This window comes from Rhodococcus sp. YH1 (genome assembly GCF_009939605.1).
Classification (GTDB): domain Bacteria; phylum Actinomycetota; class Actinomycetes; order Mycobacteriales; family Mycobacteriaceae; genus Rhodococcus; species Rhodococcus aetherivorans.
In genome coordinates this window covers 24032-48510 of the sequence record NZ_WVTE01000043.1, presented here as the reverse complement: position 1 = coordinate 48510, position 24479 = coordinate 24032, and the positions used below count along the sequence as shown (strand labels likewise).

General features: G+C 71.6%; 23 protein-coding genes and 1 pseudogene. 15 read left to right on the top strand and 9 right to left on the bottom strand.

Annotation, left to right across the window (positions count from 1 at the left end):
- Nucleotides 1–9: 9 nt before the first annotated feature.
- The 4 genes from AIIKEEIJ_RS04855 to AIIKEEIJ_RS04840 are packed head-to-tail and all read right to left on the bottom strand — an operon-like array spanning nucleotide 10 to nucleotide 3618.
- Complete coding sequence (locus AIIKEEIJ_RS04855; RefSeq protein WP_006939655.1) at nucleotides 10–987, bottom strand: glycine betaine ABC transporter substrate-binding protein; 978 nt, start codon at nucleotides 985–987, stop codon at nucleotides 10–12.
- Complete coding sequence (locus AIIKEEIJ_RS04850) at nucleotides 984–1790, bottom strand: ABC transporter permease (protein WP_043801414.1); 807 nt, start codon at nucleotides 1788–1790, stop codon at nucleotides 984–986. Before AIIKEEIJ_RS04850 ends, AIIKEEIJ_RS04855 begins: the two co-directional genes overlap by 4 nt.
- A complete protein-coding gene (locus AIIKEEIJ_RS04845) occupies nucleotides 1787–2977 on the bottom strand; it encodes an ABC transporter ATP-binding protein (RefSeq protein ID WP_050035489.1) in 1191 nt (396 codons plus the stop codon). Before AIIKEEIJ_RS04845 ends, AIIKEEIJ_RS04850 begins: the two co-directional genes overlap by 4 nt.
- Nucleotides 2974–3618 carry an ABC transporter permease gene (locus AIIKEEIJ_RS04840; RefSeq protein WP_029544703.1) on the bottom strand — a complete coding sequence of 215 codons (645 nt, stop codon included), beginning with the start codon at nucleotides 3616–3618 and terminating at the stop codon, nucleotides 2974–2976. The genes AIIKEEIJ_RS04845 and AIIKEEIJ_RS04840 overlap by 4 nt, the downstream gene beginning before the upstream one ends.
- 188 nt (nucleotides 3619–3806) lie before the next feature.
- Between AIIKEEIJ_RS04840 and upp the strand changes: the two genes are divergently transcribed.
- Both upp and AIIKEEIJ_RS04830 read left to right on the top strand, forming a co-directional pair.
- Nucleotides 3807–4430: a uracil phosphoribosyltransferase gene (upp, locus tag AIIKEEIJ_RS04835; RefSeq protein WP_050035488.1), complete on the top strand. Its 624-nt coding sequence runs from the start codon at nucleotides 3807–3809 to the stop codon at nucleotides 4428–4430.
- 379 nt (nucleotides 4431–4809) lie between these two features.
- Nucleotides 4810–5505, top strand: a complete 696-nt coding sequence (locus AIIKEEIJ_RS04830; protein ID WP_006939646.1) for an MspA family porin — start codon at nucleotides 4810–4812, stop codon at nucleotides 5503–5505.
- A 68-nt stretch (nucleotides 5506–5573) separates the two neighbouring features.
- Here the strand turns inward: AIIKEEIJ_RS04830 and AIIKEEIJ_RS04825 are convergent, their stop codons facing one another.
- The gene (locus AIIKEEIJ_RS04825; RefSeq protein WP_161995066.1) at nucleotides 5574–7049 is read right to left on the bottom strand and encodes a phospho-sugar mutase; all 1476 of its coding nucleotides are present in this window, start codon (nucleotides 7047–7049) and stop codon (nucleotides 5574–5576) included.
- Nucleotides 7046–7858: a purine-nucleoside phosphorylase gene (locus AIIKEEIJ_RS04820; RefSeq protein ID WP_006939640.1), complete on the bottom strand. Its 813-nt coding sequence runs from the start codon at nucleotides 7856–7858 to the stop codon at nucleotides 7046–7048. The genes AIIKEEIJ_RS04825 and AIIKEEIJ_RS04820 overlap by 4 nt, the downstream gene beginning before the upstream one ends.
- A 65-nt stretch (nucleotides 7859–7923) precedes the next feature.
- Between AIIKEEIJ_RS04820 and AIIKEEIJ_RS04815 the strand changes: the two genes are divergently transcribed.
- The 6 genes from AIIKEEIJ_RS04815 (at nucleotide 7924) to AIIKEEIJ_RS04790 (ending at nucleotide 14665) form a co-directional block, all read left to right on the top strand.
- Nucleotides 7924–8622, top strand: coding sequence for an enoyl-CoA hydratase/isomerase family protein (locus tag AIIKEEIJ_RS04815; protein WP_006939639.1), 699 nt, complete (start codon nucleotides 7924–7926; stop codon nucleotides 8620–8622).
- Nucleotides 8623–8656: 34 nt separating this feature from the next.
- Nucleotides 8657–9817, top strand: a complete 1161-nt coding sequence (locus AIIKEEIJ_RS04810; protein ID WP_065923430.1) for a M20 family metallopeptidase — start codon at nucleotides 8657–8659, stop codon at nucleotides 9815–9817.
- Nucleotides 9814–10968, top strand: a complete 1155-nt coding sequence (locus AIIKEEIJ_RS04805; RefSeq protein ID WP_161995065.1) for a M20 family metallopeptidase — start codon at nucleotides 9814–9816, stop codon at nucleotides 10966–10968. Before AIIKEEIJ_RS04810 ends, AIIKEEIJ_RS04805 begins: the two co-directional genes overlap by 4 nt.
- A 54-nt stretch (nucleotides 10969–11022) precedes the next feature.
- Nucleotides 11023–12063 (top strand): iron ABC transporter substrate-binding protein, encoded by a 1041-nt coding sequence (locus AIIKEEIJ_RS04800; RefSeq protein WP_006939636.1) that lies wholly within the window; start codon nucleotides 11023–11025, stop codon nucleotides 12061–12063.
- 104 nt (nucleotides 12064–12167) lie between these two features.
- On the top strand, nucleotides 12168–13622 hold the full coding sequence (locus tag AIIKEEIJ_RS04795; RefSeq protein WP_170914114.1) for an ABC transporter permease: 1455 nt from the start codon (nucleotides 12168–12170) through the stop codon (nucleotides 13620–13622).
- On the top strand, nucleotides 13619–14665 hold the full coding sequence (locus AIIKEEIJ_RS04790) for an ABC transporter ATP-binding protein (RefSeq protein WP_050035483.1): 1047 nt from the start codon (nucleotides 13619–13621) through the stop codon (nucleotides 14663–14665). The genes AIIKEEIJ_RS04795 and AIIKEEIJ_RS04790 overlap by 4 nt, the downstream gene beginning before the upstream one ends.
- Here the strand turns inward: AIIKEEIJ_RS04790 and AIIKEEIJ_RS04785 are convergent.
- Nucleotides 14662–15132 carry a gamma-glutamylcyclotransferase gene (locus AIIKEEIJ_RS04785; RefSeq protein ID WP_006939627.1) on the bottom strand — a complete coding sequence of 157 codons (471 nt, stop codon included), beginning with the start codon at nucleotides 15130–15132 and terminating at the stop codon, nucleotides 14662–14664. The genes AIIKEEIJ_RS04790 and AIIKEEIJ_RS04785 overlap by 4 nt on opposite strands.
- A gap of 177 nt (nucleotides 15133–15309) precedes the next feature.
- Here AIIKEEIJ_RS04785 and AIIKEEIJ_RS04780 point away from each other — a divergent pair, with 177 nt between their 5' ends.
- From AIIKEEIJ_RS04780 to AIIKEEIJ_RS04765, 4 genes are all read left to right on the top strand, one after another.
- Nucleotides 15310–16710, top strand: coding sequence for an NAD(P)H-quinone dehydrogenase (locus AIIKEEIJ_RS04780; protein WP_006939626.1), 1401 nt, complete (start codon nucleotides 15310–15312; stop codon nucleotides 16708–16710).
- A 61-nt stretch (nucleotides 16711–16771) separates the two neighbouring features.
- Nucleotides 16772–17191, top strand: coding sequence for a VOC family protein (locus AIIKEEIJ_RS04775; protein WP_029544686.1), 420 nt, complete (start codon nucleotides 16772–16774; stop codon nucleotides 17189–17191).
- Entirely contained in the window at nucleotides 17188–18003 is an 816-nt protein-coding gene (locus AIIKEEIJ_RS04770; RefSeq protein ID WP_006939624.1) for a MerR family transcriptional regulator, read from the top strand. The genes AIIKEEIJ_RS04775 and AIIKEEIJ_RS04770 overlap by 4 nt, the downstream gene beginning before the upstream one ends.
- A gap of 207 nt (nucleotides 18004–18210) precedes the next feature.
- A complete protein-coding gene (locus AIIKEEIJ_RS04765) occupies nucleotides 18211–19416 on the top strand; it encodes an aminotransferase class I/II-fold pyridoxal phosphate-dependent enzyme (RefSeq protein WP_161995064.1) in 1206 nt (401 codons plus the stop codon).
- 6 nt (nucleotides 19417–19422) lie between these two features.
- On the opposite strand, the gene glpK is transcribed toward AIIKEEIJ_RS04765, so the two are convergent.
- Complete coding sequence (glpK, locus tag AIIKEEIJ_RS04760) at nucleotides 19423–20937, bottom strand: glycerol kinase GlpK (RefSeq protein ID WP_006939621.1); 1515 nt, start codon at nucleotides 20935–20937, stop codon at nucleotides 19423–19425.
- Nucleotides 20938–21032: 95 nt separating this feature from the next.
- Here glpK and glpD point away from each other — a divergent pair, with 95 nt between their 5' ends.
- Entirely contained in the window at nucleotides 21033–22766 is a 1734-nt protein-coding gene (glpD, locus tag AIIKEEIJ_RS04755; protein WP_006939620.1) for a glycerol-3-phosphate dehydrogenase, read from the top strand.
- Nucleotides 22767–22858: 92 nt separating this feature from the next.
- Here the strand turns inward: glpD and AIIKEEIJ_RS04750 are convergent, their stop codons facing one another.
- Complete coding sequence (locus AIIKEEIJ_RS04750; RefSeq protein ID WP_006939619.1) at nucleotides 22859–23395, bottom strand: hypothetical protein; 537 nt, start codon at nucleotides 23393–23395, stop codon at nucleotides 22859–22861.
- A gap of 151 nt (nucleotides 23396–23546) precedes the next feature.
- Here AIIKEEIJ_RS04750 and AIIKEEIJ_RS04745 point away from each other — a divergent pair.
- Nucleotides 23547–24110, top strand: a pseudogene (locus AIIKEEIJ_RS04745) (TetR/AcrR family transcriptional regulator); the annotation flags it as partial.
- Nucleotides 24111–24167: 57 nt separating this feature from the next.
- Nucleotides 24168–24425, top strand: coding sequence for a DUF7218 family protein (locus AIIKEEIJ_RS04740; RefSeq protein WP_029544682.1), 258 nt, complete (start codon nucleotides 24168–24170; stop codon nucleotides 24423–24425).
- Nucleotides 24426–24479: the final 54 nt, after the last annotated feature.

The window sequence follows — 24479 nt, the reverse complement described above, 5'->3', positions numbered from 1 at the left end:
CACCCCGTCCTACTCGATGAAGCCCTTCTCCACGAGCCAGTCGTAGGCCACCTCGGCCGGCTCCCGGCCGTCGACGTCGATCTGCCCGTTCAGCTCGATGAGGGTCTCGTCGGTCAGCTCCCGGGTGACGGGTGCGAACAGGTCGGCGATCTGCGGATTCTCGGTGAGGGTCTCCTCGCGGACGACGACGGCCACGTTGTAGATGGGGAAGAACGTGCGGTCGTCCTCGAGCACCGCGAGATCGAGCGCCTCGATCCGTCCGTCCGTGGTGAACACCTCCCCGAAGTTGCATTCGCCCCGGGCCGTCGCCTCGTAGATCGCCCCGGTGTCCAGGGTCTTGATGTTCTCCCGCGGGACCCCGGAGCCGAGGGGGATCCCGTACGTCTCGAGCATCGGCTGCAGGCCGTCGTTGCGGTTGGCGAACTCGGATTCCACGCAGAAGGTGCGTTCGGCGACCGGGATGTTCGCGATGTCGGAGAGCGAGTCCACGCCGAGGCGCTGGGCGTTGCGGCTGGTGGCCGCGAAGCCGTAGGTGTTGTTCATGGGGGCGGGCGGCAGCCACGCCAGATCGTTCTCGCGCAGGTCCTCGTCGCGCACGGCCTGGTACTGGGCCTGCTCGTCCGGGATGGCCTCCTCGTGTCCGAGGTAGGCGATCCAGGCCGTTCCGGTGTACTCCCACTGGAGGTCGACCTGTCCCTCGAGCTGCGCCTGGCGGGAACTGGCGCTGCCGGGGATGTTGGTCAGATCCGTGACGTCCGCACCGGCCGAGCGCAGAAGGATCACCGCCATCTTCCCGAGCAGGACTCCTTCCGAGAAGTTCTTCGACCCGACCGCGACGCTCGCCCCGTCGAGCCGTTGGACGGACTGCAGGGGACCGGCGAGCTCGCCGGTGGGGACGAAGCCGCCGGCGGTTCCGAGTCCGCAGGCGGTCAGGGTCGCCGCGACGAGCAGGGATCCGACGATGCGGGGCAGCAGGATCCGGGTCACCGGCGCAGCCCCTTCGGTTGCACCGTGAGTTCGAGGACCCGGCCCGCCCAGTCGATGAGCAGGGCGAGCAGCGCCACGAGCAGGGCCCCGCTGACGAGCACCGGATACCGGAAGAGGGTGATGCCGGTGACGATGAGGGAACCGAGGCCGCCGGCGTTGATGAACGTGGCCAAGGTGGCGGTGCCCACGAGCAGGACGAGGGCGGTGCGCACGCCGGTCATGATCACCGGTACGGCGAGCGGCAGTTCGACGCGCAGCAGCACCCCGGCGCCGGACATGCCGATTCCGCGGCCGGCCTCGACGAGCGTGGGGTCGATGCCCTCGATCCCGGTGATCGTGTTCCGCAGCACCGGAAGGACGGCGTACAGGGTCAGGGCGACGACCGCCGTTCCGAATCCGAAGCCGAGCCAGATCGCGAGCAACACGATCAGGCCGATGGCCGGGGCCGCCTGGCCCGCGTTGGCGATCCCCACCGCCACGGGTGCGAGTGCGCGTGACCTCGGCCGGGTCAGGGCGATGCCGAGCGGGACGGCCACCGCCACGACGAGGATCGCCGAGACCACGGTGAGCCCGACGTGTTGCCAGAGCAGGGTCGTGATCGTGGTCCAGTCGAGTTGCCGGGCCTCGATCGAGTCGAGGTCGGCGTTGCCCCGCCACAGTGCCCACGCGGCGAACACCACCGCCACCAGGACGGGGATGACGACGAGCAGCCCCGTGTTCTCACGCCCCGCGCCGGCGTCGCGCGAGCGTGTCCCGGTTCCCGCGGCGCGCGACGGCGCGGCCGGCTCGGCGTCGAGGCTCATATGCGGCTCCCGGTGTCGTCGGCGCCGGGCCCCGCCGAGCGTGGACCGGTGGGGCGGATCCGGTTGGTGACGGACTCGAAGTTCACCAATCCGAGGAATTCGTCGTGCCGGCCGGTCACGATCGCGGCCCCGTGCGCCGAGGTGAGCATCGCGTCGAGCGCATCGTTCAACGTGGCGTGCCGATCGAGCGTGATCACGCCTTGCGGTTCGCCGGCCGGGACGGACTCGGCGCCCTCGAGCTCGTGCACCCACAGCCACGCCACCGGCCGCCGTCGCTGGTCGAGGACCACGACGGTGTCGTCGTCGTTCGCCGCGGCGCGGGAGACAGCCTCGGCGGCGGGGCTTCCCACGGTGGCGGTGGTGCCGTCGGCGAGGTCGAGGTCGTCGACCCGGCTGAGGGACAGCTGCTTGAGGGTGGACCCGGCGCCGACGAACTTCTCGACGAACCGGTTCGCCGGTGCCGAGAGGATCACCTCGGGGGTGTCGTACTGGGCGACGTGCGCGCCCTCCTCCATGATCAGGATGCGGTTGCCCAGCTTCACGGCCTCGTCGATGTCGTGGGTGACGCACACGATCGTCTTGCGCAGTTCCTCGTGGATGCGCAGCAGCTCGTCCTGCAGCCGGTGCCGGGTGATCGGATCGACCGCCCCGAACGGCTCGTCCATCAGCACCACGGGCGGGTCGGCGGCCAGGCCCCGCGCGACGCCGACCCGCTGCTGCTGGCCGCCGGAGAGCTCCCGCGGGTACCGGTCGCAGTACTTGCCGGGATCCAGGTTGACCAGTTCGAGCAGCTCCACGACCCGGTCCGCGGTCCGTCGCTTGTCCCAGCCCAGCAGCCGGGGCACGATCGAGATGTTCTGGGCGACCGTCATGTGCGGGAAGAGGCTGCCGCCCTGGATCACGTACCCGATCCGCCGGCGCAGGTCGTCGACGTCCGCGGAACGGACGTCCTCACCCCCGATCAGGATGGTGCCGGAGGTGGGTTCGACGAGCCGGTTGATCATCTTCAGCGACGTGGTCTTGCCGCAACCGGACGGACCGACGAACATCACGATCTCGCCCGCCGGGATGTGCAGGCTCAGTCCGTCGACGGCGGGCCGGGCCTGACCGGGGAAGGTCTTCACCACGTCGACCAGGTCGATGTCGGTGCCGCTGATGCCCCCGGCGGAATGTGCTGGCGTGTTCATCGGGCTCGGATTCCCTTCGAGACGGTGACCTTGCCGATCGCGAGGAGCAGTGCGTCGAGAGCGAGGGCGAGCACGACCACGCCCACCGTGCCCACGAGCGCGGAATTCAGGGCGTTGGCGCCACCGATCTGGGACAGGCCCGTGAAGATGAACGAGCCCAGGCCGGGGCCGAGGACGTAGGCGGCGATGGCGGCGACCCCCATGGACATCTGGGTGGAGACCCGTACCCCGGCGAGGATGACCGGCCAGGCCAGGGGGAGCCGTACGCGGGTGAGGGTGCCGACCTCGCCCATGCCGAGGCCTCGCGCCGACTCGACGAGCGCCCGGTCGACGCCCTGCAGGCCGACGACCGCATTACGCAGCACGGGCAGCGCCGCGTAGAACGCCACGGCGATGAAAGCCGGGGTGACGCCGATTCCGACGAGCGGGATCAGGATGCCGAGCAGGGCGAACGACGGGATCGTCAGACCGATGGCGCTGAGCGCGTTCGCCACCGGTTCGAGCCGCGGGACGCGCGTGACGATCACCGCGATCACGACGGCGACGATCGTGGCGAGGAGGACGGCCTGCACGACCAGGCTCACGTGCTGGTAGGCGCTGAAGGCGATCTGCGCCTTCCGCTCGTCGACGAATTCCCACATGCGCACCCGTCCCGTCTCCCCGCACGCCCGACTGTCACGATGGCACACCTGCGGTGGGCTTCGCGCCGAGACGGAGAACCGCGACGGAGAACCCGGCAGGCACGGACCGTCGATCGCCGCCCGAGGGCGGGTGGTCCGCGGCCCCACTCGGCGGCAGGCACACGGTGGCCGCGTTCTATCCTTCCGGCATGGATTCGCTCGTCGTCGACCATCCGCTCGCCGCCGCTCTCCTCACGACCCTGCGTGACGAGCGCAGCGACAACGCCGCCTTCCGGTACGCGCTGCGCCGGCTTACCCAGATGCTGATCTACGAGGCGATCCGGGACGCCCCGGTGGAGCAGTTCGAGGTGCGCACGCCCGTCGCGAGCACGACCGGTGTGCGCCTGCAGCAGCCCCCGCTGCTGGTGCCGGTGCTGCGCGCGGGGCTCGGCATGGTGGAGCAGGCGCACGCGCTGATCCCGCAGGCGCGCGTGGGCTTCGTGGGGTTGGCCCGGGACGAGAAGACGTTCGAGCCGGTGCCGTACCTCGAGTCGCTCCCGGACGACCTGTCCGGCCTGCCGGTCTACGTGCTCGACCCGATGCTCGCCACCGGCGGCTCCATGGTCCACACGATCGAGCTGCTGGTCACGCGCGGAGCAACCGACGTCACCGCGGTGTGCGTGGTCGCGGCCCCGGAGGGGGTGGCGGCGCTCGCCGACTCCGGTCATCCGGTCCGGTTGGTGACCGCGACGATCGACGAGGGACTCAACGAGGACAGGTACATCGTCCCGGGACTCGGGGACGCCGGCGACCGCCAGTTCGGACCTCGCTGAGGCGGCTCGCGGATCCGCTTGCGCCGCACCAGCGATCCGCATCGGCGCCGAGATAGTCTTGTATGTCCTCTTTGTCTGTTGTGTGACAGGATTACAATAGAGTTTCTTTTGGGATCTGGTGCGGGTCGGCTCCGCGGCATTGCGCGCCTCGCCGGCATCCGGCCCGGAACCCGCGAAACCGCAGGACAGGAAGAGATTCCGGTCGCGGTGCCGGACGTGAGGGGGTCCGGTCCGGAGCGGCGGTGTGTCCGGCCGATTCCGTCTCGTTTCGGCGAAGATGATCAACTCGCCTTCCGGACGGGGCTTCTGTGGTTACGCTCGCCGAGATCGGTTGGTTCGTCCACTGCCCTCGACCGTCCACGAAAATGAGGTCCGCTCGATGATCAACACCTTCTCCGGCAACAGGTTTCGACAGTGCGCCCGGGCCACCGCACTCGGTGCGGCCGCAGTGCTGGGCATGGTGGTGGGGTCCGGCAGTGCCGGAGCCGCTGTCGACAATGCCCGGACGCTGCCCCTCGGCAACAACAACGCCATCGAAGTGCTCCAGGCCGACACGTCGATCCAGTCCTATCCGCCGCTCGACAGCTCGCCCGTCAGCTTCGAGTTCTTCCACGACGAGGTCGTATCGGTCAACATCACCGGGCCGGACGCGGATTCCTTCCAGGACACCAAACTGACCATCGGATACCAGATCGGCTATCCCGTCGCCCTCAACGGTGCCATCGTGCACATCAACACCCCCAGCCTCGACTGGGAGGTTGGCAACGAGTTCGGCATCGGCGTCGAGCTCGCCCCCGAGTTCGCGCTCGGGCTCGACGCGAGCACCGGCGCGACGATCGGCGGTTCGATCATCCCCTCCCAGGAGATCGAGGTCGATCTTGCGCCCGGCGGCATCACCGACGTGGCATTCGTCCAGGACATGGAGTTCGACGGCAGGGCGGCGACCGTCCGGCTCGCGGGAGTCCACGGCTCGGTCTCGGGAGCGCTCGGCCCGGTCACGATCCGCCCGTACGCCAGGGCTGTCACCTCGAACAACGACACCGTCATCACATACGGGGTGCCGCACCGCCTTTGAGAATCGTCGTCGCTCCGGTGCCGGCTGTGACCGCGACACGCGGGCACCGCCGGCACCGACGTGCGTGGTTACCCGTCGCTCAGCGCGGATGCCCACGCGCGCAACGCCCGTAGGCGCGCCGTCGCGCCGCCGCGGTCACCGTCCGGGGCGACCGCCTCGAGATAGCACTTGAGCTTCGGCTCGGTGCCCGAGGGCCGCACCACGACGCGCACCGACGCCCCCTCGAGTACCACCGCGTCCGTGCGCAGCGGGCCGGCCGCCGTCGCGAGGTCGGTGGCCGTGACCGGCTCCCCGGCGAGTTCGGCCGGCAGCGCGGACCGCAGCCGGCTCATGATCGCCCCGATCCGCGCGAGGTCGGTCACCCGGATCGAGACCTGATCGCCGAGATGCAGCCCGAATTCGCGGTACAGGGCGTCGAGAGCGTCGACGAGCGTGCGCCGCCGGGCCTTCAGCTCCGCGGCGTAGTCCGCGACGACGATCGCCGTGGCGATGCCGTCCTTGTCGCGCACCGCATCCGGGTCGACGCAGTGTCCGAGGGCCTCTTCGTACGCGTACACCAGCCCGTCGCCCGCGCGGGCGAGCCACTTGAAGCCCGTGAGGGTCTGCGCGTAGCGGGCGCCCCGCGCGGCGGCGAGCTTGCCGAGCAGGGACGAGGAGACGATCGTCGTCGCCACCAGTGCACCGCGCGGGGCCCCCGCGAGAATCCGGTCGCCCAGCAGCACCCCGGTCTCGTCGCCACGCAGCATCCGCCAGCCGTCGGGCGTGGGGACGCCCACGGCACACCGGTCGGCATCGGGATCGAGGGCGACGGCGATGTCGGCGCCGACCTCGGCAGCGAGCGCGAGCAGGGCGTCGGCGGACCCCGGCTCCTCCGGGTTGGGGAACTCGACGGTGGGAAAGCGCGGGTCGGGCGCGAACTGTGCGTCGACGACATGCACGTCGCCGAAGCCGGCCGCGCGCAGGGCTGCCACCGCGGTCTCCCCGCCGACGCCGTGCAGCGGCGTCAGTGCGACGCGGAGTTCCCGCGCCGCGGAGCGCGGCAGCGACGCGACGCGCGCGAGATACCGTGCCACCAGTTCGTCCCCCGCGGGTGCGACGGTGACGCGCGGCACCGACGCCGCGTCGCCGACGGCGTCGATCGCCGCCTCGATCTCCCGGTCGTCCGGCTCGACCAGTTGTGCGCCGCCGCGGGTGTAGACCTTGTAGCCGTTGTCCGTGGCCGGGTTGTGCGACGCGGTGATCTGCACACCCGCGACCGCGTCGAGCGTCCGCACGGCGTACGCCGTCACCGGGGTCGGGAGCGGGCGCGGCAACGCCACGACGTCGAAACCGGCGGCCGCGAGAACCTCTGTGGCGGCGGCGAAGAACTCGGCCGATCCGGTGCGCGCGTCGCGGCCGACGACCACGGTGCCGCCGCCGGAGCCGCGCGCGTCGAGCCAGCGGGCCAGGCCCGCGGTGGTGCGGACGACCACGTCCTCGTTCATGCAGTCCGGGCCGTCGCCGACGGGGCCGCGCAGCCCGGCGGTGCCGAAGCGCAGGGTCACAGCCGGCCCGCCAGCTCACGCAGCAGGTCGCCCATGCGGGTGGCGGCGGCCCGTCCCGCCGCAAGGACCTCGTGGTGGTCGAGGTGCTCGCCGGTGATCCCCGCCGCGGCGTTGGTGACCAGGGAGATGCCGAGGACCCGGGCGCCGGCGGCACGCGCGGCGATGGTCTCGTGGACGGTGGACATGCCCACCAGGTCCGCGCCGAGGGTGCGCAACATGCGGATCTCGGCGGGGGTCTCGTAGTGCGGGCCGGGCAGGCCGGCGTACACGCCCTCGCCGAGGGTGGGGTCGATCTCGCGGGCGAGGGCGCGCAACCTCGGGCAGTAGGCGTCGACGAGGTCGACGAACTGGGCGCCGACGAGCGGCGAGCGTCCGGTGAGGTTGAGGTGGTCCGAGATCAGGACCGGCTGACCGACCGCGTGATCGGGCCGGATGCCGCCGGCGGCGTTGGTGAGCACGACGGTGCGCGCGCCGGCGGCGACGGCGGTGCGCACCGGATGCACGACGCGGCTCAGGTCGTGCCCTTCGTAGGCGTGGGTGCGGCCCGCGAGGAGCAGCACCGGGGTCTCGCCGACCCGCACCGAATGCACGGTGCCCGAATGTCCTTCGGCGGTGGGCGGGGCGAATCCCGGCAGTTCGCTCATCGGAACGTCGGCGACCGCCGTGCCGAAGCGCTCCACCGCGGCGCGCCAGCCGGAGCCGAGCACCACCGCGACGGAGTGCTCGGGCACGCCGGTGCGCTCGGCGAGTGCCGCGGCGGCGCGGGCGGCCTCGGCAGGGGGATCGGCGATGGCGTCGGGTGCTCCCATGTCGGTCGACCCTAGCGCCAACCGTGTTGTTACTCACCGGTAGGTTCTGGCGCTATCCTCTCCGCATGCCATACCTCGAACGCGACGGCGACGTCTTCGTCCTCCACCTCGGCGACCGCTCCGGCGGCGACACCGAGAACCGCTTCCACCCCGACTGGCTCTCCGCCGTCCACGCGCTGCTCGACGAGGTCGTCGCGCACGACGGCCCCGCGGCGCTCGTCACCGCGGCCACCGGGAAGTTCTGGAGCAACGGCCTCGACACCGACTGGATCTTCGGGAACCTCCCCGGGCTGCCGGGTTACCTCGATTCCGTCCACGAGTTGTACGGGCGGATCCTCACCTTCCCCGCGGCCACCGTCGCGGCGGTGCAGGGCCATGCGTTCGGTGCCGGTGCGATGCTCGCGCTGACCCACGACTTCCGCGTGATGCGGGCCGATCGCGGCTTCTGGTGCCTGCCTGAGGTGTCGCTGAACATGCCGTTCACCGTGGGCATGTCCGCCCTGCTGCGCGAGCGGCTGCCGATCCAGGCCGCGGTCGAGGCGACCACGACCGGCCGCCGGTTCGGCGGTGGTGACGCCCTCGCGGCGGGCATCGTCGATCGCGCCGTCGACGGCGACACCGTGCTGGCCGCCGCCGTCGAGCGGGCTGCCGCCCTGACCGGCACCCGGGGTGCCAACCTGGCGGGCATCAAGCGCGGTCTGCACGCGCCGCTGATCGCGGCGCTCGAGACGAAGACGGACGAGTCGAACTTCCGCCTCGGGTGAGGTGCCCTCGTTCCGCCCGTGCCAGACTGAGCGGGTGACGAGCGATGCGGACAGGGCGATCGAGGCTGCGTCGGACGGCCTGATCGCCCTGTCGCATTCGATCCACGCCGAGCCGGAACTGGCCTTCGACGAACACCGCAGCGCCGCGAAGATCGTCGAACTGCTGCGCGGCGGCGGATTCGAGGTCCGCACCGGGATCGCCGATCTGCCCACCGCGTTCGACGCCCGGTTCGGCAGCGGGGAACTCGTCGTCGGCATCTGCGCCGAATACGACGCCCTGCCCGGAATCGGGCACGCGTGCGGGCACAACATCATCGCCGCCGCCGCCGCCGGCGCGGGCCTGGGTCTCGCCGCGGTCGCCGACGCCCTCGGCATCACCGTCCGCGTCATCGGCACGCCCGCCGAGGAGACCGGCGGCGGCAAGGTGCTCATGCTCGAGCGCGGCGTGTTCGCCGACGTCGGCATGGCCCTGATGGTGCACCCGGGCCCGTTCGACATCACCGGGGCGACGTCGCTGGCCCTCGCCGACATCGCCGTCACCTACACCGGTCGCGAGGCGCACGCCTCCGCCGCCCCCGAATACGGCCGCAACGCCGCCGACGCCGCGACCGTCGCGCAGGTCGCCGTCGGCCTGCTGCGTCAGCATCTGCTGCCCGGCCAGCAGATCCACGGCATCGTCAGCGACGGCGGCACCGCCCCGAACATCGTGCCCGCGCACACCGAACTGCTGTACTACCTGCGGGCGACGACCGCGGACTCCCTCGCCGACCTGTCCGAGCGCGCCGGGAACTGCTTCGCCGCCGGGGCTCTCGCCGCCGGCTGCACGCACGAGATCCGCACCGTGTCGCCGACCTATACCGAACTGACTCCCGACCCGTGGCTGGTCCGGGCTTATCGTGAGGAGATCATCGGTCTCGGGCGCACGCCGCTGCCCGTCGAGGAGGAAGGATCGCGCCCGCTGGGCAGCACGGACATGGGAAACGTGACGAACGTGGTGCCGGGTATCCACCCGGTGATCGGTCTCGACTCGGGTGGGGCGGTGACCCACCAGGCGGCGTTCGCCGCCGCGTGCGTCACCGCCTCGGCGGACCTCGCCGTCCTCGACGGCGCCCGCGCGCTCGCCGCGACGGCGGCCCGGGCGGCGACCGATCCCACGCAGCGTGCACGGCTGCTCGAGAACGTGGCGCGCCGATGAACCCGTACATCGAGAAGTGGCTGGGCGAGCACACCGACGACCTGTCGGCGTGGCGCCGGCACATCCACGCCAATCCCGAACTGGCCCGTCAGGAGTACGCCACCACCGAGTTCGTCGGGAGCACGCTCGCCGCCGCCGGGCTCGAACCGAAGGTGCTGCCGCGCGGCACGGGCCTGATCTGCGATCTCGGCCCCGAGGGCCCGCGGATCGCCCTGCGTGCCGACATGGACGCGTTGCCCATGCAGGAGCTGACGGGCCTGCCGTTCGCCTCCACCGTGCCGGGCGTGACACACGCCTGCGGGCACGACGCACACACCACCGTCCTGCTCGGCACGGCACTGGCGCTGCACTCGGTGCCCGAGCTGCCGGTGGGTGTGCGGCTGATCTTCCAGCCGGCCGAAGAGGTGATGCCGGGCGGCGCGCTCGACGTGGTCGCCGCGGGCGCGCTCGAGGGGGTGGCCCGGATCTTCGCGTTGCACTGCGATCCGCGGCTCGAGGCGGGCCGGGTCGGGGTGCGGGTCGGGGCGATCACCTCGGCCGCCGACACGGTCGAGCTGGTCCTCGACTCGCCGGGCGGGCACACCTCCCGCCCGCACCTGACGGGCGATCTGGTGTACGGGCTCGGCACCGTGATCACCGGGCTGCCGGGCATGCTCAGCCGGCGCATCGACCCGCGCACGAGCACGGTGATGGTGTGGGGCGCGGTGACGGCGGGCAAGGCCGCGAATGCGATTCCCCGCACCGGCATGCTGACCGGCACCGTCCGCACCGGCGACCACGAGACGTGGGAGCTGCTCGAGCCGATGGTGCGCGAGATCGTGCACGGTCTGCTCGCGCCGACCGGCCTGAGCTACGAGCTGGACTACCGGCGCGGTGTGCCGCCCGTCGTCAACGACGAGGTGTCGGCCCGGATGGTCGAGGACGCGGTGCGCGCGATCGACCCGGACGCGCTGGCGGACACCCCGCAGTCCGGGGGCGGCGAGGACTTCTCCTGGTACCTCGAGCAGGTTCCGGGGGCGATGGCCCGGCTGGGTGTGTGGCGGGGGACCGGGCCGAAGCTCGACATCCACCAGCCCGACTTCGATCTCGACGAGCGGGCCCTGGCCGTCGGCCTACGGGTGATGACGAACCTGGTCCTGGGATCAGGTTAGGCTTGCACAACCTGTACGTTGCCTGTGAGTCGTCGCTCACGCCAGGAGGTCCGGATGCATTTTCGACGCAGAGCTGTCGCCGTACTGTCGGCCGGGGTCGTCGCCGCCGTGTTGGCCGCGTGCGGCAGCGACTCGGGATCGGGTGAGTCCGAGGGCGGTTCCACCGGTGCGCTCACCCTGTACTCCGGGCGCAGCGAGAACCTGGTCGGGCCGCTGATCGACCAGCTCGAGGGCACCCTCGGCTTCGAGGTCGACGTCGTCTACGGCAGCACCCCCGAGATCACCGGAAAGCTGGTCGAGGAGGGCGGCTCCTCGCCGGCCGACGTGGTGTTCACCCAGGACGCCGGTGCGCTCGGCCTGCTGGACCAGGCGGGGCTGCTCGAGACGCTGCCGGCGTCGGTGACCGAGCTGGTTCCCGCCGACTACCGCGCCGCCGACGGCACCTGGGTGGCGACCTCCGCGCGCGCCCGCGTGCTCGTCTACAACGACGAGAAGGTGCAGCCGCAGGATCTGCCCACCGGCATCGACGGCCTGCTGGACCCGAAGTGGAAGGGCCAGATCGGCTTCGCCCCGACCAACGCGTCGTTCCAGGCGTTCGTCACCGGGCTGCGCGTCGCGCGCGGCGAGGACGGGGCCCGCGCCTGGCTCGAGGCCTTCAAGGCCAACGAGCCGGTGGCCTTCGAGGGCAACGGCCCGCTGATGGAGGGTGTGGACACCGGCCAGGTCACCCTCGGCCTGACCAACCACTACTACTGGTACGGCCTCGCGGACGAGCGCGGTGCCGAGAACCTGAACGTGCAGGTCTACTACTTCCAGGCCGGTGATCCGGGCGCGCTGGTGAACATCGCCGGGGCCGGCGTGCTGAAGACCACGGACCAGAAGGAGCAGGCGGAGCAGTTCGTCGCCGCGCTGCTCTCGCCCGAGGCCCAGGCCTACTTCGCCGACGAGACGGCCGAGTACCCGGTCGTCGAGGGCGTCGAGACCAAGGACCAGCTGCGTCCGCTGTCGGAGATCGGCAACTCCGACATCGAACTCGCCGAACTCGCCTCGCTCGAGCAGACCCAGGCGTTGCTGCAGGAGCTGGGATTCATCTGATCCAGCTCGCCGCTCTCCGTCCCACCCGGCGCAGCCGGCCCGTTCTCACGCTGGCTGCGCTGGGTGTCTCGGTGTTCGCGCTCGCCCCGGTGGCACACCTGGTCATGCGTGCGTTCGCAGACGGCCCCGACCGCGTGTGGTCGCTGGTGTTCCGGCAGCGCACCCTCGATCTGGTGTGGCGCAGCGGCATTCTCGCGCTCACCGTCACCGTCGCCTGCCTCGTGATCGGCGTCACCGCCGCGTGGCTCACGGCACGCACCGACCTGCCCGGCCGGCGGTGGTTCGCCCTGGCGCTGAGTGTTCCGCTCGCCATCCCGTCGTACGTGTCCGGCTTCGTCTACATCGCCCAGTTCCCCGGCCTCGCGGGTTTCGCGGGGGCCGCGCTGGTCCTCACCGCGGCGAGCTTCCCGTACGTGTACCTGCCGGTGTCCGCCGCGCTGGCCTCGGTCGATCCGGGACTCGAGGAGGTGGCCCGCACCCTCGGCCGGTCCCGGCTGCGCACCACGCTCACCGTGACCCTGCGTCAGGTGTGGCCGACCGCGGCGGCCGGCGGCCTGCTGGTGGCGCTGTACACCCTCAGCGACTTCGGCGCCGTCGCGCTGATGCGGTACGAGGCCTTCACCCTCGCCATCTACGGCAGCTACCGGGGGCTGCTCGACCGCACCCCGGCCGCGGTGTTCGGCTTGGTGCTCGTCGTTCTCGCCGTCGCGCTGACGGTCTCCGAGCGCCGGGTGCGCCGCGGGGCCACCGCGCGCGTCGGTTCCGGCGCCCCACGAGCCGCCGCGGCCGTGCCGCTGGGCGGGCAGCGGTGGACAGCCCTGGCGTTCCTCGCCGTCGTGCTGGTGGTGAGCGTCGGCGTGCCGCTGGCCGGACTTGCGCGCTGGTTGTGGTTCTCGCAGCAGGCGGCGATCGACTGGGCGGGGATCTGGACGGCGACGACGTACACGCTGTGGGTGGCGGCCCTGGGGGCGTTGCTGACGACGGCGCTGGCCCTGCCGGTGGGCACCCTGGCGGCGCGTTCGACCTCGCCGGTGGCGCGGTTCACCGAGAGCGCCTCCTACGTCGGGTTCGCGCTGCCCGGCATCACCGTGGGTCTGGCTCTGGTCTTCTTCGGTATCCGGCTGCTGCCGCAGTGGTACCAGCACACCCCGATGCTCGTGATCGGCTACGCGGTGTTGTTCCTGCCGCTCGCCGTCGGGTCGATCCGCGCGGCCGTCGCCTCGATCCCGCTCGGCCTCGAGGACGCGTCCGCGACCCTCGGCAGCGGACGGCTGCGGACCGGCGTCCGGGTGATGATCCCGCTGGCCGCGCCCGGTGTCGTGGCGGGCGCGGCGCTGGCGTTCCTCACCATCGCGAAGGAACTGCCCGCGACGTTGTTGCTCGTGCCGATCGGGGAGGACACCCTGGCGTCACGGATGTGGAAGTACACCGAGACCCTCGAATACGGTTCGGCGGCCCCGTACGCCGCGATCCTGGTGCTCATCGCCGCGCTGCCGTCGCTGGTGCTGGGCCGACTGTTGCGGGGCCGGGTCGATGCGGAAAGTGGCGGTGAGGAATGAGCGGGCTCTCCATCGAGGGCGTATGCGCCCGGTACGGGCGGACCGAGGTCGTCAGCGACGTCTCGCTGACGGTGGAGCGAGGCGCGTTGCTGGCCGTACTCGGGCCCTCGGGCGGGGGCAAGACCACGCTGCTGCGCGTCGTCGCGGGTCTGCACCCGGCGAGCGCGGGGCGCGTCGTCGCGGACGGACGCGACCTCACGGCTCTGCCGCCGGAGCGCCGGGGGGTGGGGCTGGTGCCGCAGGAGGGTGCGCTCTTCCCGCATCTGAGCGTGGCGCGCAACGTCGGCTACGGGCTGGTGCAGCCGACGTGGCGATCGATGGTGCGGCAGAAGTCCGTCCGGCACCGCCGCGTGGCGGAACTGCTCGACCTGGTCGGCCTGGCCGGCACCGGTCAGCGCAAGCCGTCGCAGTTGTCCGGCGGCCAGCAGCAGCGCATCGCGCTGGCGCGGGCGCTGGCCCCGAACCCGTCCGTCGTACTGCTCGACGAGCCGTTCAGCGCCCTCGACGCCGGGCTGCGGGCCAGTCTGCGCGCCGAGGTCCGCGCCCTGCTGCGGGACCAGGAGGTCGCCTCCGTGCTGGTCACCCACGACCAGGCCGAGGCCCTGGCCATCGCGGACACGGTCGCGGTGATGCTCGGCGGGCGTGTCGCCCAGGTGGGCACCCCGGAGGAGGTCTATCGGTGGCCCGCGACGCTCGAGGTGGGCGCATTCGTGGGGGATTCGGTCGTGCTCGACGCCGATGCGGACGGCGACCGCGCGCACACGGTGATCGGTGCGGTCCCGCTCGCCGCCCCGGCCCACGGCAAGGGTCACGTGCTCGTGCGCCCGGAACAGGTGCAGGTCGCCGCGGCCGACGAGCCGTCGAAGTTCACCGTGCTCGACATCGCCTTCGGCGGGGCACTGACGGAGGTGCGGGTGACCGGCGCCGGGCAGACGATCCGGGCGCAGCGGGCCGCGTCGCACGACGTGCAGGCCGGGGATCCGGTGACGCTGCGGGTCGGCGTCCCCGTGCCGTTCTACCCGGACCGGCCGGCCGGGGACTAGAAGCTGTCGGGCCGGCCCGGCCCGACGTTGCGGCTGTTGCGGGTGCGCAGGTCGCGCACGTAGTCGGCGGGGGCTCCCGCGATCTCGGCGGCGTCGGCCATCACGCCCAGGTAGCGGGCCGACGGCAGGCCGCCCTCGTACGCGTCGAGGACGTACAGCCAGGCGAGCACGGGACCGTCGTCGGTGTCCACGCGCAGCCGGATCTTGCGGTGGATGCCGAGTTCGGAGCCCTCCCACCGGTCGAGGCTGCGTTCGTCCTCGTCGGGTACGTCGTACAGCACCACGAACACCTTCGAGTCGGGATCCTCGACGACGGTGGCGAGCGCACCCTCCCAGCCGATGTCGCCGCCGCTGAACGTCAGCCGCCAGCCGTGGAGCCAGCCGGTTCCGGCCATCGGCGAATGCGGGCAGCGCTGCAGCATCTGCTCGGGATGCATGTTGGAGCCGTAGGCGGCGTAGATCGGCACGGGGTACAGGCTAATGGCTGACCGTCCGGCGCAGGACACGGGGCGCTGGCCGCTGCGTGGCCGAGTCCGCGTGCGCAGGACGGGGCCGGTGGCATAGCGTGTCTGCGGACGTTCGGCAACCCCGGCGCCCGCACACCCGGACCGAGGACCATCTCGGAATCGATACAGAGGAGAACAATGACCCGGATCGTGATCATCGGCGGCGGCCCTGCGGGCTACGAGGCGGCGCTGGTGGCGGCTCAGTACGGCGCGACCGTGTCACTGATCGATTCGGACGGGGTCGGCGGTGCCTGCGTGCTCTTCGACTGCGTGCCGTCCAAGACGTTCATCGCGTCCACCGGCATCCGCACCGACATGCGCCGAGCCGCCGACCTCGGCGTCCAGCTCGAAAGCTCCGGGGTGGCGCTGCCCGAGGTCAACGCCCGGGTCAAGAGCCTCGCCCGCGCGCAGTCCGCGGACATCCGCACCAAGCTCGAGGCGGCCGGCGTGCAGTTGCTCAGCGGCCGCGGCGAGCTCATCGACAGCCAGGTCGGGATGGCGGCGCACCAGGTGCGCGCCAACCTCTTCACGGGCGAGGAGCGGATCCTCGACGCCGACGTCGTGCTCATCGCGACCGGCGCGAGCCCGCGGGTGCTGCCCGGCGCGGAGCCGGACGGCGACCGCATCCTCAACTGGCGTCAGCTCTACGACCTCGACGCGCTGCCCGAGCACCTCGTGGTCGTCGGTTCCGGTGTCACCGGCGCCGAATTCGTCTCCGCCTACACGGAGGTCGGTGTCCAGGTGACGCTGGTCTCGAGCCGCGACCGGGTGCTGCCGCACGAGGACGAGGACGCCGCCCTCGTGCTCGAGGACGCCTTCGCCGAGCGGGGCGTGAACCTGGTCAAGCACGCCCGTGCCGACGCCGTCGAGCGCACCGCGAACGGGATCCGGGTCAAGCTGGCCGACGGGCGCATCGTCGAGGGCAGCCATGCCCTGATGACGGTCGGCTCGGTGCCGAACACCTCCGACCTCGGGCTCGAGAAGGTCGGCCTGCAACTCGACCGGGGCGGTTACCTCCAGGTCGACCGGGTCTCGCGCACGTCCGTCTCGGGTATCTACGCCGCCGGCGACTGCACCGGGCTGCTGCCGCTGGCGTCGGTGGCCGCGATGCAGGGCCGCATCGCGATGTACCACGCCCTCGGCGAGGGGGTGAGCCCGATCCGGCTCAAGACCGTCGCCTCGGCGGTGTTCACGCGGCCCGAGATCGCCACGGTCGGCGTCAGCCAGGCCGCGATCGACAACGGCGAGGTGCCGGCCCGCACCGTGATGCTGCCGCTGCACACCAATCCCCGTGCGAAGATGTCGGGGCTGCGCCGCGGCTTCGTGAAGATCTTCTGCCGTCCCGCCACCGGCGTCGTGATCGGTGGCGTGGTGGTCGCCCCCACCGCCTCGGAGCTGATCCTGCCCATCGCGATCGCGGTGCAGAACAATCTCAGCGTCGACGATCTCGCCCACACCTTCTCGGTGTACCCGTCGCTGACCGGGTCGATCACCGAGGCGGCGCGCCAGCTGATGCGGCACGACGACCACCTGGACTGAGCGGGATGACCGGCGTCGACGTTCTTGACTCTCTCGCTGGGGGAGGGTCGACGGTGGACGCATGCGAACGAACAGCATCTTCCCCGTGGTCCCCGCTCACGACGTCGCCCGCAGCCGCGACTTCTATGCCGGGCTGCTCGGTCTGCGTGTGGTTTTCGACAGCGGCTGGTATGCGCAGCTGCAGGCGGCGACCGACGAGACCGTGCAGCTCGGTCTCGTGGCACGCGGCCACGAGACGATTCCCCGAGCCCACCTCTCCGCTCCCGCCGGCGTGCTGATCTCGGTGGAGGTCGACGACGTGGACGCCGTGTATGCGCGCGCCGGCGACCTCGCACTCCCGGTCGCGTTGGAACTGCGCGACGAGGACTTCGGGCAGCGGCACTTCATGACCGTCGATCCCGACGGCCTGCTCGTCGACGTCATCACGGTGATCCCGTACGCGCCGGAGGTTGCCGGAAGCGGGGCGGTGGTGACCGGGTGAGCCCGGCCGACGGATGGCTGAGCATCGGCGAGTTCGCGCGGATGTCCCGGCTGAGCGTCAGGACGCTGCGCCACTACGACCGCGAACGGCTGCTCGCTCCAGGCCGGGTCGATCCGCGTACCGGATACCGGTACTACTCGCGCGAGCAGCTCGCCTCGGCTCTGCGCATCGCGGTATTGCGCAGAGCCGAGGTATCCGTCCCTGCGATCCGTCTCCTCCTGCAGGACCCCGGACACACCGAGGTCGTCCTCGCCGCGGAGCGGGAACGGATCGAGCGCGAGGCCGCCCGTAAGCACCGGGCGCTCGCCCTCGTCGCCTCCCTCGCCGAGGCCGAAGCCGGCGGCCTCGCCGTGCGCCGGCACTGGATCGAGGATCGAACGGTCTTGTGGCGCAATGGGGAATCGACCGCCGAATCTCTGGATTCGGATGTGACGAACCTCGTGACGGCGCTGCTGGCCGACGCGTCGAGCGCCGGGCTGCCCACCGACGCGCCGGTGGTGGGGCAGTACCCGGCCACCCTCGACGGCGTGGTGCAGTTCGGCGTCGGTCTCGAGTTGCGGTCCCCGCTCGGACGTGCGGAAACTGCCACGACGACGCTGCCGGGCGGGACTTTCGCGGGCGTGGACTTCGTCGGTCCGGTCGCGCTGCTGCCGGTCGCCTACCACGCACTGTTCGGGTGGCTCGACGAGCGCGGTCTCGCGGCCGAGGGGCCGTTCCGGGAGTACTACCTCACCGACCCGCGTGACGTCGCTGCCGATGCGATGCGTACGCGGGTGCTGCACCCCCTGCCGGGTGAGCACGTTCCGGGATGAGGGTTCCCCGAGGCCGGCGCGCCGCGGCTCCCGCGCCGGCTTCGCCCCACCGGATCAGGGTTCCATAGTGTGGGATCCGCATTCCACGCTATGGGCGGGTGGTGCTACGGTGGGGCGAGGACCGGATCCGGTCCGTCATCGACAGCCTCGCGCCGACCGCGGACCCGGGACGAAAGAGGTCTTCTCTCAACCCGTCCAGGAGTTCCCGTGTCCGTCGACGGCAGTATCCGCACCGCCCGCAGGTTGCGCGGCCTGCGCAGCTCCGCCATCCGTGATCTGCTCGCCCTGACCGCCCGACCGGACGTCCTCAGCCTCGCCGGCGGGCTCCCCGCGCCCGAGCTGCTGCCCACCGCGGAGATCGCCGACGCGGCCGCCACCGTGCTCCGTGACCCGGCTGCCGCCCAGTACGCCGCGACCTCCGGTCGCGGGGACCTGCGCGCCGTGCTCGCCGCGCGGGAGGGCGAGCGGCTCGGACGCGCCGTCCACCCGGACGAGGTCGTCGTCACCCACGGCTCCCAGCAGGCGCTGAGCCTGCTCGCTCAGGTGCTGCTCGACCCGGGTGACACGGTGATCGTCGAGGAGCCCGCGTACACCGGTGCGCTGCAGGTCTTCCACGCCGCCGAGGCCCGCGTGGTCCCGGTACCGCTCGACGACGACGGCATGGACACGGAGGCGCTCGAACGCCTCCTGGCGGCGGGGGAGCGGCCGGTGCTCGTGCACACCGTCGCCACGTTCCACAACCCGCGCGGGGTCGTGTTGTCCGCGGCTCGGCGCCGGCACCTCGCGGCCCTCGCCGACCGGTACGGATTCCGCGTCGTCGAGGACGATCCGTACGGCGAGCTGTGGTTCGGACAGGCACCTCCGGCGCCCGTCGCGTCCTGGTCGGACCGCGTCGTCCGGCTCTCGAGTGCCTCGAAGACCCTCGCCCCGGCATTACGGGTGGGCTGGCTGCACGGCGACCGGCGGCTGTGCGCGGCCGTGGAGCTGCTGAAACAGGGCGCCGATCTGTGCGGCTCGTCCCTGACCCAGGCGATCGCCGCCGCGCTCCTCGCCGACGGGCCCTGGTACGCCGGGCATCTCGACCGGCTCCGGAGCACCTACGGCGCCCGGGCCACGGCACTGTCGACCGCCCTCGCCGCGGAGTTCGGCGACGCGGTCGTCTCCTCCGCCGTGCGCGGCGGCATGTTCACCTGGGTGCGGTTCGCCGGTGAGCTCGACACGGCCGAGTTGCTGCCCGTCGCGGCCGAGCACGGTGTCGCGTTCGTGCCGGGGACCGCCTTCGCGGTGTCCGGGGACCACGGTCGCACTGCACGGCTGTGCTTCGCCACCGCCGGGGAGGCCGACCTCGCCGAGGCGGCGCGCCGGCTCGGCCGCGCCGTGCGCGCCCTGCAGCACAGGACGGCCTGTGCGTAACGCGGCTCAGGCCCAGCCGTAGGTCCGCTCGACCGCCTTGTTCCACTCGGCGTAGAGCCGCTCCCGCTCGGCGGCGTCCATCTTCGGTTCCCAGGTGCGGCCGGCCGCCCAGTTGCGCCGGATATCGTCCTCGCCGTCCCAGAAGCCGACCGCCAGGCCCGCCGCGTAGGCCGCGCCGAGCGCGGTGGTCTCGGCGACCACGGGCCGGACCACCGGGGCGCCGAGGATGTCCGATTGGAACTGCATCAGGGTTTCGTTGACGACCATCCCGCCGTCCACCTTCAGGGTGTGCAACTCGACGCCGGAGTCGGCGTGCATCGCCTCGATCACCTCGCGGGTCTGGTAGGCGGTCGCCTCGAGCGCGGCGCGCGCCAGGTGCCCCCGGTTGACGAAGCGGGTGAGCCCGGCGATCACGCCGCGCGCGTCGGGGCGCCACCGCGGCGCGAACAGGCCGGAGAACGCCGGCACGAAGTACGCGCCGCCGTTGTCGGGGACGGTCGCGGCGAGATCCTCGATCTCCGCGGCCGTGCGGATGAGCCCGAGATTGTCGCGCATCCACTGCACGAGCGACCCCGTGACCGCGATCGAACCCTCGAGGGCATACACCGCCGGGGCGTCGCCGACGCGGTAGCAGACGGTGGTCAGCAGCCCGTGCTCGCTCCGGACCGGCGTCGTCCCGGTGTTGAGGAGCAGGAAGTTCCCGGTCCCGTAGGTGTTCTTCGCCTCGCCCGGCGACAGGCACGCCTGGCCGAACGTCGCGGCCTGCTGGTCGCCGAGGATGCCCGCCACCGGGACGCCGGCGAGCGGCCCGCGTTCGCGGGCGTACCCGTAGATCTCCGACGAGCTGCGGATCTCCGGCAGCATCGACATCGGGATCCCGAAGTCCGCGCAGATGTCCGGATCCCATTGCAGCGTCTCGAGATTCATGAGCATCGTGCGAGAGGCGTTGGTGACGTCGGTGAGATGCACTCCCGGCTGCCGGTTGCCCGCGCCGGTGCCGCCGGTGAGGTTCCACAGGATCCAGCTGTCCACCGTCCCGAACGCGAGCTCGCCGGCCTCCGCCTTCTCCCGGGCGCCCTCGACGTTGTCGAGGATCCACCGCACCTTCGGGCCCGCGAAGTACGTCGACAGCGGCAGGCCCGTGGCCTTGCGATACCGGTCCACGCCCGCGTCGCCGGCGAGCTGCTCGACCAGGCGATCGGTGCGGGTGTCCTGCCACACGATCGCGTTGTGGACGGGCCGGCCGGTGGAGCGTTCCCACACGACCGTCGTCTCGCGCTGGTTGGTGATGCCGATCGCGGCGATGTCGGCGCGTGTCAGATCCGCCTTCGCCAGGGCCAGGGCGGCGACTTCGCGGGTGTTGAGCCACAGCGTTTCCGGATCGTGTTCCACCCAGCCGGCGCGGGGGAGGATCTGCTCGTGTTCGGTCTGGGCCCAGGCCACGATGCGGCCGTCGTGGTCGAAGATGATGCAGCGGCTCGACGTGGTCCCCTGATCGATCGCGGCGATGTATCGGGTCACGGCAACCTCTCCGGGCGTATGGTTCGGGACGGCAGTCTGCGGACGAACCTACTAGCCTGAGTGCGGAAACGTCGGCGACTCACGGGAGCGATGCGGTGACCAACCAACCAGGCGTCCAGATTCTCGGGCCGCAGCAGCGCCGTGACGCGTGGCGACGGCTCGGTTCGGAGCAGTTCGACGTGGTTGTCATCGGCGGCGGCGTCGTCGGCGCCGGTGCCGCCCTGGACGCCGCCACCCGCGGGTTGAAGGTCGCCCTCGTGGAGGCACGGGACTTCGCCTCCGGCACGTCGAGCCGCTCGTCGAAGATGTTCCACGGTGGGCTGCGGTATCTCGAGCAGCTCGAGTTCGGGCTCGTCCGCGAGGCGCTGCGGGAACGCGAGCTGTCGCTCTCGACGCTGGCGCCGCATCTGGTCAAGCCGTTGAAGTTCCTCTTCCCCCTCACCCACCGGGTGTGGGAGCGCCCGTACATTGCCGCGGGCATCTTCCTGTACGACCGGATGGGCGGCGCCAAGTCCGTGCCCGCGCAGAAACACCTGACCCGCTCCGCGGCGTTGCGCATGGCGCCCGGGCTCAAGCGCGACTCGCTCGTGGGCGGGATCCGGTACTACGACACCGTCGTCGACGACGCCCGTCACACCATGACCGTGGCCCGCACGGCCGCGCACTACGGCGCCGTGGTGCGGACCTCGACCCAGGTGGTCGGGTTCCTGCGCGAGGCCGACCGCGTCTCCGGCGTGCGGGTGCGCGACTCGGAGGACGGGTCGGTCACCGAGGTGAAGGGGCACGTGGTGATCAACGCCACGGGGGTGTGGACCGACGAGATCCAGGCCCTGTCCCGGCAGCGCGGCCGGTTCCGGGTGCGCGCCTCGAAAGGCGTGCACATCGTGGTGCCGCGCGACCGGATCGTCAGCGACTCGGCGATCATCCTGCGCACCGAGAAGTCGGTGCTGTTCGTGATCCCGTGGGGCAGCCATTGGATCATCGGCACCACCGACACCGATTGGAACCTCGACCTCGCCCACCCGGCCGCGACGAAGGCCGACATCGACTACATCCTCGACCACGTGAACCGGGTCCTGGTCGTCCCGCTGACCGACGACGACATCGACGGCGTGTACGCGGGCCTGCGGCCGCTGCTGGCCGGGGAGAGCGACGAGACGTCGAAGCTGTCGCGCGAGCACGCCGTCGCCCGGGTCGCACCCGGCCTCGTGGCGATCGCCGGCGGCAAGTACACCACCTACCGCGTGATGGCCGAGGACGCCGTCGACCTGGCGGCCGAGGACATCCCCGCGCGGATCGCCCCGTCCATCACCGAGCGGGTGCCGCTGGTGGGTGCCGACGGCTATTTCGCGCTCGTGAACCAGACGATGCAGCTCGCCGAGCGGTACGGCCTGCACCCGTACCGGGTCAAGCATCTGCTCGACCGGTACGGGTCGCTGATCGACGAGATGCTGGAACTGGCGGCCGACCGTCCCGAGCTGCTCGAGCCGCTCACGGATGCGCCGCAGTACCTGCAGGTGGAGGTCGTGTACGCGGCGGCCGCGGAGGGAGCGCTGCATCTCGAGGACATCCTCGCCCGCCGCACCCGCATCTCCATCGAGTACCCGCACCGCGGCGTGCACTGCGCCGAGCAGACGGCCCGCCTGGTCGCCCCCGTCCTCGGCTGGGATGCCGCGACGGTGGAGCAGGAGATCGCGACCTACCGGGCCCGGGTCGAAGCGGAGATCCGCTCGCAGAGCCGGCCCGACGACGAGTCCGCCGATGCGCTGCGGGCCGCCGCCCCGGAGGCCCGCGCGGAGATCCTCGAGCCGGTCCCGACGGGCGTCTGAGGCGCCACCGGCGCGCGTCCCAGCCCTGTCGGTGGCCGGGAAGGTCGGTGGCCGGGAAGGTCAGTGGCCGGGAAGGTCAGTGGCCGGGAAGGTCAGTGGGTCAGGATGACCTTGACGAGCACCACGGTCGCGGCAACCGCGGTGAGTGCGACGGCACTCACCAGTGAGGTCCGCCCCGGCCGCTCCCCGTTGAGGCGGCCGATGACGAAGACGATGCCACCGATCCGCAGCAGCACGGCGACCTCGGCGAGCAGCTGGGCCGTGCGCGGCTCGAGCCAGCCCAGCCAGCCGAGTCCCAGGATCACGCACGGCAGGACCGCCGAACTCAGGATCGGCACCGAATTGCGCAGTTCGGCGATCTTCTCCGCCCGGGTCAGCGGGGTCCCCTGGCGCACGGTGTGCCCGACCGCCTCGGCGAATGCGTGGGCGACGAACGTCGACAGCGCCGTACCGAGCACGATCGCGATGCCGACGTACTTCGGGCCGGTGATGATCGGTACCAGCGCCGCGAGCACCAGGACGTTGCCGTAGATGTAGGCGCTGATACGGCTGGCGGCGTTGTCCCGGTCCAAAGGTGTGCGCCGGGAGAACAACGGACCGTGCAGGAGCGCGTGGGCATCGGAGTCCATGCCGACAAGGGTGACAGACGGCGGTCGTACGGAGCCTGCGACCGCACACATCCGCTGCGTCCGGGCCGCGGCGTAGGATCCGACGACGCAGGTGGTCGACGACGGGATCGCGGTGGTGGAGAGGGTGCGACGGCGCTGGGGCGGCACCGACATGGCGGAACGCCGGCGGGCACGCCGCGACGCGCTGCTCTCGGTGGGCATCGATCTGCTCGGTGCGCCCGAGGGGCCGGCGGTCAACGTGCGCGCCGTGTGCCGGGCGGCCGGACTGACGGAACGGTACTTCTACGAAAGCTTCGACGACCGGGACGCGTTCGTGCGCGCCGTGTATGCCGCCGTCGGCGAACGGGTGCGCACGGCGCTGGAGACCGCGGTCGGTACGGCCCCGCGACCGGGAGATCTTCCCGAGGCGGCGGTCCGGGCCTTCGTCGAGCTGATCGTCGACCGCCCGGCCCTGGGCCGGGTGCTGCTGCTCGGCCCGCTGCGGGAGCCGTCGCTCGGTGGTCAGGGACTCGACCTCGCTCCCACGTTCGTGCTGCTCGTCCAGCAGCAGCTCACGGCGATCGCCGACCGCGAGGAGCGGCACATGGTGGCGGTCGGGCTCGTCGGGGCGCTGACGAGCCTGTTCATCGGCTATCTGGACGGCACCGTCGCGGTGTCGCCGGAGCGGTTGGTGCGGCACTGCGTGGGCCTGCTCGTCCAGGCCGGAAGTGTAGGGCCGCAGGCGGAGGGGTATTCGCGAGACGACGGCACGCTCGACGAAAGGAGGGGCATCATGCCCAGGTCGTCGATCAAGGACGAGAAGCTGTATCAGGAACTGCGCGACGACGGCGCCTCCAAGGAGAAGGCCGCCCGGATCTCGAACGCGGCGGCGAAGCGCGGCCGGTCCTCCGTCGGCCACAAGGGCGGTACGTCGGGGTCCTACGAGGACTGGACCGTCGACGAGTTGAAGAAGAGGGCCAAGGAGCTCGGGATCTCGGGCTACTCGTCCAAGCGCAAGGGCGAGCTCATCGACGCGCTGCGCAACCACTGAGCTGCGCAACCACCGAGCTGCGCAACCACCGAGCTGCGGGACGACCGAGCCGGC